The 13,510-nt window shown below is 64.4% G+C and carries 13 protein-coding genes; 7 read left to right on the forward strand and 6 right to left on the reverse strand.

What is annotated here, in order from left to right:
• Positions 1–166: 166 nt before the first annotated feature.
• The 5 genes from GQB00_RS14780 (at position 167) to GQB00_RS14800 (ending at position 4,923) form a co-directional block, all read left to right on the forward strand.
• A complete protein-coding gene (locus GQB00_RS14780; protein WP_165856902.1) occupies positions 167–2,020 on the forward strand; it encodes a putative bifunctional diguanylate cyclase/phosphodiesterase in 1,854 nt (617 codons plus the stop codon).
• A 33-nt stretch (positions 2,021–2,053) separates the two neighbouring features.
• The gene (locus GQB00_RS14785; RefSeq protein ID WP_165856903.1) at positions 2,054–2,641 is read left to right on the forward strand and encodes a GNAT family N-acetyltransferase; all 588 of its coding nucleotides are present in this window, start codon (positions 2,054–2,056) and stop codon (positions 2,639–2,641) included.
• Between the two features lie 81 nt (positions 2,642–2,722).
• Positions 2,723–3,481, forward strand: coding sequence for an amino acid ABC transporter substrate-binding protein (locus GQB00_RS14790; RefSeq protein ID WP_165856904.1), 759 nt, complete (start codon positions 2,723–2,725; stop codon positions 3,479–3,481).
• A gap of 15 nt (positions 3,482–3,496) precedes the next feature.
• Positions 3,497–4,171, forward strand: a complete 675-nt coding sequence (locus GQB00_RS14795; RefSeq protein WP_165856905.1) for an amino acid ABC transporter permease — start codon at positions 3,497–3,499, stop codon at positions 4,169–4,171.
• Positions 4,168–4,923 (forward strand): amino acid ABC transporter ATP-binding protein, encoded by a 756-nt coding sequence (locus GQB00_RS14800; protein WP_165856906.1) that lies wholly within the window; start codon positions 4,168–4,170, stop codon positions 4,921–4,923. The genes GQB00_RS14795 and GQB00_RS14800 overlap by 4 nt, the downstream gene beginning before the upstream one ends.
• On the opposite strand, the gene GQB00_RS14805 is transcribed toward GQB00_RS14800, so the two are convergent.
• The 4 genes from GQB00_RS14805 to GQB00_RS14820 form a co-directional block, all read right to left on the reverse strand.
• Entirely contained in the window at positions 4,911–5,357 is a 447-nt protein-coding gene (locus tag GQB00_RS14805) for a hypothetical protein (protein ID WP_165856907.1), read from the reverse strand. The two genes, GQB00_RS14800 and GQB00_RS14805, sit on opposite strands and share 13 nt — an antisense overlap.
• Positions 5,358–5,445: 88 nt before the next feature.
• On the reverse strand, positions 5,446–6,267 hold the full coding sequence (locus GQB00_RS14810) for an acyl-CoA thioesterase (RefSeq protein WP_165856908.1): 822 nt from the start codon (positions 6,265–6,267) through the stop codon (positions 5,446–5,448).
• Positions 6,264–6,881, reverse strand: a complete 618-nt coding sequence (locus GQB00_RS14815; protein ID WP_165856909.1) for a 2-hydroxychromene-2-carboxylate isomerase — start codon at positions 6,879–6,881, stop codon at positions 6,264–6,266. Before GQB00_RS14815 ends, GQB00_RS14810 begins: the two co-directional genes overlap by 4 nt.
• Positions 6,882–6,930: 49 nt before the next feature.
• Positions 6,931–7,704 (reverse strand): SDR family oxidoreductase, encoded by a 774-nt coding sequence (locus tag GQB00_RS14820; protein ID WP_165856910.1) that lies wholly within the window; start codon positions 7,702–7,704, stop codon positions 6,931–6,933.
• A 169-nt stretch (positions 7,705–7,873) separates the two neighbouring features.
• On the opposite strand from GQB00_RS14820, the gene GQB00_RS14825 reads away from it, so the two are divergent.
• Together GQB00_RS14825 and GQB00_RS14830 are read left to right on the forward strand one after the other, a co-directional pair.
• Positions 7,874–8,356, forward strand: coding sequence for a winged helix-turn-helix transcriptional regulator (locus GQB00_RS14825; protein ID WP_165856911.1), 483 nt, complete (start codon positions 7,874–7,876; stop codon positions 8,354–8,356).
• A 221-nt stretch (positions 8,357–8,577) separates the two neighbouring features.
• Complete coding sequence (locus GQB00_RS14830) at positions 8,578–10,590, forward strand: putative bifunctional diguanylate cyclase/phosphodiesterase (protein ID WP_165856912.1); 2,013 nt, start codon at positions 8,578–8,580, stop codon at positions 10,588–10,590.
• On the opposite strand, the gene GQB00_RS14835 is transcribed toward GQB00_RS14830, so the two are convergent.
• Both GQB00_RS14835 and GQB00_RS14840 read right to left on the reverse strand, forming a co-directional pair.
• Positions 10,559–12,574, reverse strand: a complete 2,016-nt coding sequence (locus GQB00_RS14835) for an alkaline phosphatase family protein (protein ID WP_228276820.1) — start codon at positions 12,572–12,574, stop codon at positions 10,559–10,561. The two genes, GQB00_RS14830 and GQB00_RS14835, sit on opposite strands and share 32 nt — an antisense overlap.
• Before the next feature lie 84 nt (positions 12,575–12,658).
• Entirely contained in the window at positions 12,659–13,438 is a 780-nt protein-coding gene (locus GQB00_RS14840) for a pseudouridine synthase (RefSeq protein WP_207950803.1), read from the reverse strand.
• Positions 13,439–13,510: the final 72 nt, after the last annotated feature.

Consider the following 13,510-nt stretch of genomic DNA (forward strand, 5'->3'; position numbering starts at 1 on the left):
GACGGGTGACAACGGCGTCGACACATCGGCCCGGGCCCGCGTTGGACAGACCCGGGGCACGTTGCCATTATAGGGAAGACGATTGCGCAAGTTCCGAACCGTTGTCCGGTGTCAAACCGACAGAATTCGGTTTCGCCCAGGCGCTTTGGCCGATGGTGTCCGCCCCATGTCGCAAAACAAGACGTTCATAGACTTTCACGAAGCCCTGCTGAGGCTGAGTCATCGATCCGACTTTATCAATGACAACCGCAGCAGGAAACTGGCCGCCCTGAGCGAGCTGGCGGGGCAGCTCCTGCAGGTGGAGCGGGTGAGCTTCTGGAAGATGAACCCGGAAGACAACCGCATCGATAGCGAGGTGCTGTTCCGCCTGGGCCAGGGGCACGATTACCACCCGATCGTGCTGACGGCGGGCGATAACCCCGACTATTTCCGGGCCCTGCGCACCGCCCGGGTGATCGACGCCGGCAATGCCCGCGACGACTATCGTACCCGCGACTTCAACGAAAAATACTTCAAACCACTGGGCATTCACTCACTGCTGGACGCCCCCATTTTCGACGGCGGCCGGCTCAGCGGCGTCATCTGCCTGGAGGCGGAAACACCCCGCACCTGGACCCTGCCGGAGATTTCCTTCGCCACCGCCATCGCCGACACGGTCAGCCTGATCAACACCCACGAGGCCTGGATCCGTTCGCAGAAGCAGCTGGACTACGTCACCCACTACGACAGCCTGACCGGACTGCCCAACCTGCAATCCTGCCGCGAGCGCATCCACACCCTGATTCAGAAGATGAGCCGGCGTCAGGATGAGGGCTTTACACTGCTGTGGATCGACCTGGACCGGCTGAAAGCCATCAACGACGGCATGGGCGCGGCGGGCGGCAACCGGGTCATCGCCGAAATCGCCAACCGGCTGCGCAACCTGTACCTGGAAGGCCGGGACAAGCTGGCCCGCATCGGCGGTGACGAGTTCGCCATGCTGATCCGCCACCAGGGCAACGCCGACCTCAAGCTGGATCACCTGGTACAGCAGATCCAGCACGCCGTCAGCGACCCAATCGTTATCGACGACCGCACGCTGCGCATGACCGCCAGCATCGGCGTGTGCCAGTACCCCAGGGACGGCCTGGATACCGAAGCCCTGCTGCGCTCCGGCGAGGCGGCCATGTACCACGCCAAGGAAAGCGGACGGGCACGGATGCAGACGTTTCACTCCGATCTCCACTCCACCGCCCGCTCCCGCTTCGCCCTGGAAAGCGAGCTGCGTCAGGCCATCAGTCAGCACACGCTGGACGTGTTCTACCAGCCCATCATCGAGGCCGGCAGTCAGGCCATGGTCGCCACCGAAGCGCTGGTGCGCTGGAACCATCCCCAGCACGGCTGGATGTCGCCCATCGAGTTCCTCGACGTCGCACGCAATGCCGGCCTGATGCAGGAGCTGGGCGAGTCGGTGCTGCGCCGGGTATGCCTGGACCATCAGGAAGCGGCCCGGCGCGGTCACGATCTTCCCACCACCGCCATCAACCTGGCGGCGGAACAGATCATGGACGACCGCCTGCCCCGGGTCGTCGCCGGGATGCTCGACGAATACGGCATCAACGGCCATCAACTGCAGTTCGAAGTCACCGAGGACGCCATCAAGGGCGACTCCAAGAGTATGCAGGGCACCCTTAACGAGCTGGTGGCACTGGGTTGCAACCTGTCCATCGACGACTTCGGCACAGGCTATTCCTCCCTGTCGCGGCTCAAGCACCTGCCGTTCTCGCGACTCAAGATCGACCGTTCCTTTATCCGCGACATTCCCGACGATGCCGACGATTGCGCCATCACCCTGTCGATCCTGGGCCTGGCCCGCGGGCTGGGCATGCAGGTGGTGGGCGAAGGCGTCGAGACGGAAGAGCAGCGCCAGTGGCTGACCGTGCAGGGCTGCAACCTGCTGCAGGGGTACCTGTTCAGCAAGCCGGTGCCGATCGAGGCCCTGCTCGAGTACAGTGACCGCCGGCTGCACTCGGCGCTGTGAGTTTTCTCCTTGCCAACATCGAACAGGCACATCATGTCCCTCGCCATGCAGACATTGCGGGGTCAGGCCCTGCTCAATCACCTGGATGCGCTGGCCGACCTGCGCATGACCGTGTTTCGCGACTTCCCTTACCTCTACGACGGCAGCGCGGCGTACGAACGCGACTATCTGCGCACCTATGCCCGCTCCCCCGACGCCCTGTGCATCCTGGCCCGGGACGGTGACCGCATTGTCGGCGCCTCGACCGGCATTCCCATGCGGGACGAAGACGCCGCCTTCCGCCAACCGTTCGCCGAGGCCGGCTGGGATACGGATGCTATCTTCTACTATGGCGAGTCGGTACTGCTGGCGCCGTACCGGGGCCAGGGCATCGGCGTGGCGTTTTTTGACGAGCGCGAGCGCCATGCCCGGGAGGCGGGGTTCGACCACGCGGTTTTCTGCGCCGTCGTGCGGTCCGACGACCACCCGGCCCGGCCGGCGGATTACCAACCGCTGGACACTTTCTGGCGTCATCGTGGCTATCAGTCCATTCCCGGCCTTGAAACCCGCTACGCCTGGACGGATATAGGGGACAGCGGGCGAACCGACAAGCCCATGCAATTCTGGTTCAAGGCACTGTAAGTGTTCGTTCCAGAGTACCCATGACTCACTGCGAGCGCCGTTACCACCCTGCGGCACGCGCCCTTCCATCGGGAGATGAACATGAAAACCCTGCTGCTGAGCATCATCGCCGCCGCCTCGCTGGCGATCAGCCCTCTTACCCTGGCCCAGGACAAGGAGCCCCTGCGCGTGGGCATGTCCGGCCAGTATTTCCCGTTCACTTTCGTGGAGAAAGACAAGCTCCAGGGCTTTGAAGTGGACGTGATGAACGCCATCGGCCAGGAACTGGGCCGCGAGGTGGTTTACCGCACCGCCGCCTTCTCGGGCCTGTTCGGGATGCTGGAGTCCGGCCGCATCGATACCGTGGCGAACCAGATCACCATCACCGACGAGCGCCAGCAGAAGTATCTGTTCACCCAGCCGTACGTCTACGACGGCGCCCAGGTGGTGGTCAAGGAAGGCAACGACAGCATTCAGGGCGTGGAAGATCTCAAGGGCAAGACCGTGGCGGTGAACCTGGGGTCCAACTACGAGGACCTGCTGCGCGAACTGCCCTACGCCGACGAGATCGACATCCGCACCTACGACAGCAACCTGGAACAGGACACCGCCCTGGGCCGGGTGGACGCCTTCGTCATGGACCGGATCAGCGCCAGCCAGATCATCAAGGACAAGCCGCTGCCGCTGCAACTGGCCGGCCCGACCATCTCCAGCATTTCCAACGCCTACCCGTTCCGCGACACTGAAGAGGGCCGCACCCTGCGTGACGAGGTGAACCAGGCCATCGAGACGCTGCGCGATAACGGCACCCTCAAAGCCATTTCCGAATCCTGGTTCGGGACGGACATCACCTCGCCCTGATCCGGGATCGCCTGAATGAACGTCCTCGACTTCAACTACATGCTGGAGCTGGTGCCCATCCTGCTCCGGTATCTGCCCCTCACGCTGCAGATGGCCACCGCCGGCATGGCGGTGGCGCTGCTGCTGTCCTGCCTGCTGGCGGTGATCCGGGTGCTGCGGGTGCCGGTGCTCAACCGCATCACCATGCTGTTCATCTCCTTCTTTCGAGGCACGCCGCTGCTGGTTCAGCTGTTCCTGTTCTACTACGGCCTGCCGCAGCTGTTCAGCTCGCTGACCGCCATCGACGGCGTTACCGCCACCATTATGGGCCTGACCATGCACTTCTCGGCCTATATGGCGGAATCCATCCGCGCCGCCATCGGCAGCGTCGACCGCAGCCAGACGGAAGCCGGGCTGTCCATTGGCATGACCAACGTCCAGCTGATGCGCCGCATCATCCTGCCCCAGGCCACCCGTATCGCGGTGCCCACGCTGATGAACTACTTCATCGACATGATCAAGGCCTCGTCCCTGGCCTTCACCCTGGGGGTCACCGAGCTGATGGGCGCCACCCAGAAGGAAGCCGCCGGCAGCTTCCTCTACTTCGAGGCGTTCCTGGTGGTGGCGGTGATCTACTGGATCGTCGTCGAGCTGCTGGCGTGGCTGCAACGCTATCTGGAAAACCGACTCAACAGGGCCTACAGCCGATGATCAAGCTCAAGGGACTGCGCAAGCAGTACGGCAACCAAACGGTACTCGACGGCATCGACCTGGACATCGCCCAGGGCGAGATCGTGGTGGTGATCGGCCCGTCGGGCACCGGCAAATCCACGCTGCTGCGCTGCATCAATTTCCTGGAACAACCGTCGGCGGGGCAGATCAGCGTCGGCGACCTGACCGTGGACGCCTGCCAGGCGAGCAAAAGCGAGATTCTGGAACTGCGCCGGCGCACTGCGTTCGTGTTCCAGAATTACGCCCTGTTCGCCAACAAGAACGCCGAGGACAACATCGCCGAACGGCTGATCGTGGTGGATCGCTGGCCCAAGGCCAAGGCGCGCGACAAGGCCCGCCAGATCCTCAGCCGTATTGGTCTGGCGGAAAAGGCTAAGGCCTACCCGGCCTCGCTGTCCGGCGGCCAGCAGCAGCGCGTCGGCATCGGCCGCGCCATGGCTACCGGCGCCGAGGTGATCCTGTTCGACGAGCCGACCTCCTCGCTGGACCCGGAGTGGGTGGATGAAGTGCTGGGGCTGATGAAGCAACTGGCCCAGGAGCGCCAGACCATGATCGTGGTCACCCACGAGATGGCCTTCGCCCGGGATGTGGCGGATCGGGTGATCTTCATCGACGGTGGGCGCATCGTCGAGCAGGGGCCGCCCTCGGAGCTGTTCTCCAACCCGCAGGACCCGCGCACCCGGGACTTCCTGCGCAAAGTATTGGCGGACGCCCCGGTTCAGGCCGGCTGACAGCGGGCGCTCACCCGGCGCAGGATCAGGGTACGGCTGACCGTCGTGTTCTGGTAGTACACCAGCGGCGTATCCGCTCCCACTGCGCCGTTGGCACTGTTGGACATCGGCGTGTCCAGCACGCCGGCGGGATAGGACACGTCCACCGGCACCGCGTCGACGTAGCTGTCCCGCTGCACCGCCACCAGTCGCAGGGTATCCATGGAGCGCCCGGTATGGCTGGCACAGGCGGCCAGGGCCCTGCTTTCCAGTTCCGACCAGCGCCGTTCGGCCGCATCGGTATAGCTGACCTGCCAATGGTCGCCCGCGTCGGACACGATATAGCCACGGGCGCCATTGAACGGCTTCGGCCCCGTCGCCTGGCAGCCCGCCAGCAGAATCACGGCAACCAGCAGCAAGCGGCCGCCGCGTCGGGTGATTACCCATTCAGCCATGATCCGATCCTGACTGTTCAACCCTGTCCTGAAAGCTTCGATCCGCGGCCAGCATCCGGGTTCCCCTCCCGGCTCCCCAAACGCCGATTTACCCCTTGAAGTAGACGATCTGGTGACTGGTGGCCAGCAGTTCGCCGTCCGCGCTCCACAGCTCGGCGCTCTGGTCGAAGTAGCTGCGGCTGTAGCGATTGGCGCGGGCCTGGCCCAGCAGCGAGCGATCGCCCTGGCGGGCCAGTGTTGCCGCATCGGCGTGGAAATAGGTGGTCAGCGACACGGTGCCGGCGGGCATGCGTTCCTGGCGGCGCACGAACACCCGCGGGAAGAAGCAGTCGCTGGCCGCCATCAGGGACAGGAAATCCAGTGGGCGGGCCGGATGATCGCGCACCCAGAGCCGCGTAACGGCGTTCTCCTGCGCCGGCGTCCGGCCGCTGGGATCGAACACACCGTCCACGATGCGCAGTTCGTAGTTCTGGATCCAGCGCAGGTAACCGCGGGCGTCCAGGGGCTCGACCGACCCGGCGGGCGGCACCTCCGGCATGGACACGTCGGCGGACTCCCAGGAATCCCGCCGCACGCCGGTCAGCACCGTCGCGGTCACGGCGATCTGGTCGTCCTGGCTCAGTTCCAGGATCCAGTGCTGGGTGGAGCGGTTGGTGCGGGCTATGCGGGTCGATACGTCGAAATCCGCCTCGCCGATCGGACCGGCGAAGTTGACCGTCATGGCCACGGGGTCGCCCAGGCGCCCGGGATGCCGGAGCACGGCGTTCAGCAGCGTGGCGGCAATGATGCCGCCGTAGGGGCCGACCATATTGGCGTAGGCCGCCGGAAACCGGCCGCGCCAGGCATTGTCGCCGTCGGCTTCCAGGGCAATGGACTGGTCGAAAGTGTGCAGGCTTGTGGATTGATTCACGATGGCTCCTTGGGGGTTGAGTGTGCAGAGTCCGCCAGGGCTTCCTCCACCTGCCAGAGACGATCCTGGCCGAAATACATGGCGTCTCCCAGGAACAGCGTGGGCGCGCCAAAGACGCCGCGTTCCAGGGCATGCGCCGTGATGTCCTTGAGCGCCTTCTTGATGTCAGGCTGCTCCACCTTTCCCAGAACCTCCTGCGGATCGAACCCGGCCCGGGCGAGGACATCGGCCACCACATCCGGTTCTCCCATATTCTGGCCGTCCACCCAAAGCGCCCGGAATACGGCGCCCAGGTAGTCCTGCAGGCGTGGGCTGTCCAGGTACGCCACAGCGCCCCGCATCAGCATCAGCGTGTTGACCGGAAAATGCGGGTTGAACCGGAAATCCACACCATAGGCCTGTGCAAAGCGCTGCAGGTCCATGCTCATGTATCGCCCCTTGGCCGGGATCGCCGCCGGCGTCTGGTTACCGGTGGCCTGGAACACCGCGCCCAGCAGTATCGGCCGCCAGTTGATCCGCGCCCCATGGCGCGCCGCGAGATCGGGCAGTTGAGTCCAGGCCAGGTAGCTGGCCGGACTGCCCACGTCGAAATACACATCGATGGTCTGTTTCATGCTGGTCTTCCTGTCAGGGGTTGGTCGCGGTCGGTTGGGTGGCAAGCGGTCAGAACGTTTCCAGCCAGGGCCGTAAATCCAGTTCGTGGGTCCAGCAGTCCCGTGGCTGGCAATGCAGGCGCCAGTACTGCTCGGCAATGTGTTCCGGGTTGAGGATGCCGCCCTGCTCCTTGAGGGCATAGCGTTCGGGAAAGTTGTCGCGGATGAAATCGGTGTCGATGGCACCGTCTATCACCGTATGGGCAACGTGAATGCCCTGGGGACCCAGCTCCCGCGCCAGACTCTGGGCCAGGGCGCGCAAGGCGAACTTGGCGCCGGCGAAGGCGGCGAATCCGGCGCTGCCCCGCAGGGACGCGGTCGCCCCCGTGAAAATCAGGGTGCCCTGCTGGCGCGGCCCCATGACCCGCGCCGCCTCCCGACCGGTCAGGAAACCGGCGAAGGCTGCCATCTCCCAGACCTTGCGGTAGACCCGGGCGGTGGTTTCCGTGATCGGGTGTCGGACATTGGCGCCGATGTTGAAGACCACGACGGCCACGTCGCCTATGTCCCGCTCGATGCGATCGAACAGGCCGACCATGGCGCCCTCGTCACGCGCATCGCAGCCGATGCCGTGGGCAACACCGCCCGCATCGCGGATACTCTGCACCAGGGGGATCAAGGCATCCTCATGGCGGCGCGTGACCACCACCGCCAGCCCTTCCCGGGCAAAACGGCGGGCAATGGCACCGCCGGTCGCGTCACCCGCGCCGATGATCACCGCCACGCGGGCTCTGGACGACGCGCTGCCGACGCTCTCCGCCGACAATCCTGACTGCTGGGCCATGCCACACCTCGTTTTTGTCGTATGTGTTGTCGCGGCCCGACCGGGCCTTGTTGTTCTTGCGAGTACGTTCTTTTTTGGAACTCACCGTATAGTCAGTTCCGTTTTGGAACTTGTCAAGCTATCCTCGTACCATTCCAAATCGTATGACGGAAGGACACGACAAAGCTTTATGCGCTGGGAAGAACTCGATCAAGAACCGTGCTCGCTGGCACGAACCCTGTCGGTGGTCGGGGATCGCTGGACGCTGCTGATCCTGCGGGACTGCTTTCTGGGCGTGCGCCGCTTCGACACGTTTGAAAAGCGCCTGGGCATCACCCGCCACGTGCTGACCGATCGATTGAAGAAACTCGTTCAACACGGTGTCCTGCGCAAGCAGCGCTACCAGGAACGGCCGCCGCGCGACGAGTATCGCCTGACCGACAAGGGCCTCGAGCTGCATACCGTCATCCTGGCCCTGGTCCATTGGGGAGACCGGCATATGACCGACGACCGGGGGGCCCCGATCAGGCACATCCACAAGCAGTGCGGAGCCGTCATGCACCCCGTCACGGTCTGTTCCGAATGCGGCGAGCCGGTGAGCGCCCGGGATTTGCGGGTGGAACCCGGAGAAGGCTGGCGGGACGCCGCGCCGGTCGCGTCCCGCGACTCCTGATCATCGGGGCATCCGCCCGACCTTCACCCGACGACCGTCTGCGTCTACGCTTTCTGCGGGTGTCCGCTATGGGTCTTGACCGAAAGTGACAGATCCTATCGATTGACCCTGACATTCAATCAACTCGCTGTGATAAAGTTACGTTATTATTTGACACCCATCCCGAACGACGACACGACACCAGACATACCCGGCAGTATCCGGAAGGGAACGGAAGCGCAATGAGTGGAACGTACAATCTTTACCTGGTCGCCACCTCCGTCGTTATTGCCATTGTCGCCTCGTATTCTGCGCTGAGTATTACCTCGAAGATCTTCAATGCTTCCGGCCGGAGCCGGTGCTTCTGGCTGGCGGCGGGCTCGATCGTGATGGGGGCGGGTATCTGGTCGATGCACTTCGTGGGGATGCTGGCGTTCCACATGCATGCCGACGTGCGCTACGACCTGGCCATGACGGCCATCTCCATGGCGGCCAGCGTGATCGCCTCGTTCATCGCCTTCTACATCACCCTGCCGGAGATGATCACCCGTTACCGGATCGCACTGGGCGGCGGCATCATGGGCAGTGGCGTGTCCATCATGCACTACCTGGGCATGGAAGCGATGATCATGGACGGCTCGTTCACCTACGACACCGGCCTGGTCGTAGTCTCCATCGTCATCGCCCTGGCGGCATCCTATGCGGCGCTGTTTTTGTTTGTGCGCTTCCAGAACCAGTCTGCCGCCAGTTGGGCCAAATGGCTGTCCGCCGTGGTGATGGGCATCGCCATCAGCGGCATGCACTACACCGGCATGAGCGCGACCGAATTCCACATGGCCGCCCCCGCAGTCACCGGCGCCAGCGACCACACCGACCCCTTCCTGCTCTACGGCGTGATCGCCACCGTCTTCGTCATCATCCTGATCTCCTGGGCGGCCATGTTCTTCGACCGCTATTTCCTGGAGACCATGGCCTACCAAGACGGCATCACCGGGCTGTCCAACCGCAATGAGATGAACCGCTACCTGAACCGGCAGAAGAACCAGCGCCATGCCGGCTTCCTGTTCCTGGATCTGGACCACTTCAAGGTCATCAACGACACCCTGGGTCATGACATCGGCGACCTGCTGCTCAAGGCCGTCGGCAAAACCCTGCAGTCGTTCCAGGACAGTCACACCCAGGCCTACCGCATCGGTGGCGACGAGTTTCTGTTCATCGCCGAACGCAGCGACCTGGACGAGCTGGAGACGCTGTCCGGGCGCATCCTCGACCAGATCAAGCAGCCCTTCCACATCGAGGGCAACGAACTCTACGTGACCGGCAGCATCGGCATCGCCCTGGGGCGCATCGACCCAGCGGACAGCTCCGCCCTGCTGCGCGCCGCCGACACCGCCATGTACGTCGCCAAGAAACAGGGCAAGAACCAGCACTGCGTCTACACCGAGGCGATGGGCGTCAAGGAAGTGCGCAAGATGGAGATCGAGAAGGACCTGCAGCGCGGTGTGCGGGACAACCAGTTCTTCATCGAATACCAGCCCAAATGGAACGTCAAAACCGACCGGGTGTTTGGCTTCGAGGCGCTGGTACGCTGGAACCACCCTCGTCTGGGCGTGATTCCGCCGAATGAGTTCATCCCGCTGGCCGAGGAAACCGGGCTGATCGTGCCCCTCACGCAGCAGGTCCTGGAAGAGGCATGCCGGCGGTGCATCGAGTGGCAGGCCGGCAATCCTGACCAGTCGGTGGCCGTCAACATCTCGCCCAAGCTGTTCCAGACCGACACCCTGTTCAAACTGGTGGACACCGCCATCCGCACAGTCGGCCTGCGGCCCGGGCTGCTGGAGCTGGAAGTCACTGAATCCATGATGCTGCAGGACGTCAACGACATCGTGCGCCAGTTGAACGCGCTACGCGAGCTGGGCGTGAAGATTTCGATGGACGATTTCGGCGCCGGTTATTCCTCCATCGGCCTGCTCGACACCCTGCCCCTGGACGCGGTCAAGCTGGACCGCATCTTCACCATGGACATCGACAAGCCCAGCAAGCGCGCCATCATCAGGGCCATCGTCATGCTCGCCGAGCAGCTGGGGCTGGACGTTATCGCCGAAGGGGTGGAGCTGGAAGAAGACATCGAATACCTGACCGAGCTGGGCTGCTTCGTCATGCAGGGCTTCTACTACAGCAAGCCGCTGAAATCCGACGGCATTCAGGCCTGGACCGACCGCATCAACGCCCGCCACCGTGAACTGAGCGTCTAGCGTCCCCGCTGCTTTCGGCTTCCCGCCGGACGGGCGCCTCGCGCCGGAAGTCGGTTTCCGAGCCGCTGGCGTTCAACTGGGCGATGCGCGTCGGGCGCCCCTCGCGATCCAATTGCACAAACCCCATCCCCGCCGCATTCCAGAGCCGCTCACCGGCGTCCCGATTCTCCGGATACCAGGGCGACACCCGCATGCGCCGGCGTTTGGTGAACCAGTTCAGCGGCGACCAGGGCGCGTAGAGCCAGCGATTGAGCCGGTCCAGCAGACTGAGCAGGCGGTCGGGAAACTCGTTCTTGATACCGCTGCTGGTGATCTGCCAGATGTCCGGCCCGCCTCGTCGGCGGCGCAGGTGCACGTCGTAGACAAACGAGTAGTGCACGTCGCCGGAGAGGATCACGAAGTTCTGCGGCGTGCGCGCATGCCCCAGGATGTTGAGGATGACGCTGGCCGCCCCGCGGTGGGCCATCCAGTTCTCCGCATCCACCAGCAACGGCTTGCCGAACCAGGTGAACAGCGCCTGGATACCCTCGATCAGCTTGACCCCGAACACCGGTGTCGGCGACACGATCACCGCCGCCGGCTCGTGCAGGATCGCCTGCTGGAACTCGGTCAGCGCCTCCCAGTCCATCAGCCCCGATGGCTTGCGCCGGCGCACTTCACTGCGCCAGCGCCGGGTGCGGGTGTCCAGCACGATCACCTTGGGCTGCGTGTCCACGACGTATTCCCAACCCTCGAAGCGTAACAGCCGGGTGATGAACTCATCCTGGCGCTGGCGTGGCAACAGGCCGCCCTCGACGCCCCCGAACAGGTCCCCCGCGCTGTCCAGCAGATCGTGCAACCGCTCCGGCGTGTTGCCCCAGCCCTGGCACAGCAGGTAGGCCACCAGCGCATTGCCGACAATCCGGCGTGAAAACGGATGACCGTAGACCGTCTCTTCCCACAGCGCCGACAGGTTCCAGTCGTCGGTGACGTCGTGATCGTCGAAGATCATGTAGGTGGGCACCTGAGCCATCAGCCGGGCAGCCTGGCCCACCTGGCGTTCGAAAGCATCGATCTGCGCCTGCTCGGCACGGTAGGTGGCGCGGGTGTCGTCGTCCAGATCCGGTTCCGGCAGGCGTTCCAGACGCCAGGGCTGGGGCGACCAGGCCAGCAGGTACATCGCCAGCACTTCCGCCAGGGTAACGGTGTGGTTGCAGGCGTTGGCGGTGGAAAACACCGGTTTGCGCACGCCGCCGAAGAAACGCTCGGTAAGCGCTTCGTTGTAGTGGGTTTCCGGCAGCAGGTGCTCACGGCCGTAATAGGTATCGCGGTCCGAGCGCAGTTCTTTGCTGTCGCGGATGCGGGATTCCGCCAGGGTCTCGCCGTAGAGTCCCAACTGATCCATGACCCCGTGAATGGTCCGCAGCATCGGGCCAGCCACATCGTCGGCGTAGATCTGATCACCAGTCAGCAACAGCAGCGATGGCCGTGCCGCCGCATCGGTCGCACGCTCCGCCAGCCAGCTATCGGCCCGCGCCATGCCGTCCCCGGAGGTGTGATGAGGTCGCCGACAGGAACCGTGCAGAAGCTGTTCCAGTTGCCGGCGCAACACGAACGCCGGGCGCGACTGGCCCGGATACAGCAGGTGTGGCGCCCAGTCGGCGATGCCCTGCCCGGCGCTGGCCCCGTCGTCGATCCGCAGGTCGTAGCCGATCAGCGTGTCGAGCGGTATCGCCGCGTCCAGCGCCACGTCGATGCAGTGGATGAACGCGCGCTCGCCGACGGCGATCACCCGACAGGCATCGCCCGACACGTCCTGCGCCAGGAATGGCGCCGGGGCATCGTCGCCGTAGAGCTCAAGCCGCAGGGACAGCGGACGGACCGACACCAGCCAGCAGGCGAGACGATCCGCCTTCACCCGGCGCAGGATGGGGCCGGCCAGTACCTCGCTGTCGAGCCCGGCCGGCAGGGGGGCGTGGGGTTGGTGCTCTTGGTCGGACGGCAAACGGTCACCTCGCGGTTGATCGATCCATCCCTACAACATAGCCTGGCCCGGCGCCCACGAACAGCGTGGGCAATGACGGTTTTGTCACTGGAAACAGGGATCTGGACGGTCGTATGCGGCCAGTTCAGCGCCCCAACCCAGTGCTTCGGCCACCTCCCGGAAGCTGTTCTCCGGCGGCGCCGACAGGGTCAGGGCCGCGCCGCTGAGCGGATGCTCGAAGGCCAGGCTCAGCGCCGCCAGAAACAACCGAGCCTGGCCGAAGTGGCTGGCGAAAAAGCGGTTATGACGGCCCCGACCGTGATTGGCGTCACCGATGATCGGATGGCTGATGTGCTTCATGTGGCGGCGCAGCTGATGCCGCCGGCCGGTCAGCGGCCGCAGCTCGACGAGGGCGTAGCGGCTGGTGGGATAACCTTCCACCTCATAGGGCAGCTCCGCCGTGGCCAGGCGGCGGAAGACGGTCTCGGCCTCGCGCACCACCTGGGTCTGGCCCTTGAGCCGGCGGTCGTCCGGTTCCTCCTTCAGCGGGTGGTCGATGCGTCCCCGCTCCGCCGGCCAGCCCCGCACGATCGCCAGATAGGTCTTGCGCACCCGATGAGACATCAGCTGCTCCCCCAGGGTCCGGGCAACGTCCGGATCCCGGGCGAACAGCAGCAGGCCGGAGGTGGGCCGGTCCAGGCGGTGCACCGGATAGACGTGGCGCCCGCCGTTCAGGGCACGGGCGTACTGCAGGGCAAATTCAGTCTCGTGCCGGTCGATCGGGCTGCGGTGAACCAGCAGGCCGGCCGGTTTATGCACCGCCAGCAGGGCGTCGTCCTGGTAGACCAGGTCCAGGGGATTGATGACATCGGAAGGATGAGTCAAGCGCGTGATCCTGTTAAGAAGAGTCCCTGATTTGAGCGGCCGCTCGAAACTCTGCCAGAATATCCATAAACA

The organism is Marinobacter sp. JSM 1782161 (assembly GCF_011421605.1).
Lineage (GTDB): Bacteria > Pseudomonadota > Gammaproteobacteria > Pseudomonadales > Oleiphilaceae > Marinobacter_A > Marinobacter_A bohaiensis.

Excerpts from the sequence above, each read along its gene's own strand:
- GQB00_RS14790 (WP_165856904.1), top strand. The coding sequence starts at position 2,723 with ATGAAAACCCTGCTGCTGAGCATCATCGCCGCCGCCTCGCTGGCGATC.
- GQB00_RS14815 (WP_165856909.1), bottom strand. The coding sequence starts at position 6,881 with ATGAAACAGACCATCGATGTGTATTTCGACGTGGGCAGTCCGGCCAGC.
- GQB00_RS14805 (WP_165856907.1), bottom strand. The coding sequence starts at position 5,357 with ATGGCTGAATGGGTAATCACCCGACGCGGCGGCCGCTTGCTGCTGGTT.
- GQB00_RS14785 (WP_165856903.1), top strand. The coding sequence starts at position 2,054 with ATGTCCCTCGCCATGCAGACATTGCGGGGTCAGGCCCTGCTCAATCAC.
- GQB00_RS14800 (WP_165856906.1), top strand. The coding sequence starts at position 4,168 with ATGATCAAGCTCAAGGGACTGCGCAAGCAGTACGGCAACCAAACGGTA.
- GQB00_RS14830 (WP_165856912.1), top strand. The coding sequence starts at position 8,578 with ATGAGTGGAACGTACAATCTTTACCTGGTCGCCACCTCCGTCGTTATT.
- GQB00_RS14825 (WP_165856911.1), top strand. The coding sequence starts at position 7,874 with ATGCGCTGGGAAGAACTCGATCAAGAACCGTGCTCGCTGGCACGAACC.
- GQB00_RS14820 (WP_165856910.1), bottom strand. The coding sequence starts at position 7,704 with ATGGCCCAGCAGTCAGGATTGTCGGCGGAGAGCGTCGGCAGCGCGTCG.
- GQB00_RS14795 (WP_165856905.1), top strand. The coding sequence starts at position 3,497 with ATGAACGTCCTCGACTTCAACTACATGCTGGAGCTGGTGCCCATCCTG.
- GQB00_RS14780 (WP_165856902.1), top strand. The coding sequence starts at position 167 with ATGTCGCAAAACAAGACGTTCATAGACTTTCACGAAGCCCTGCTGAGG.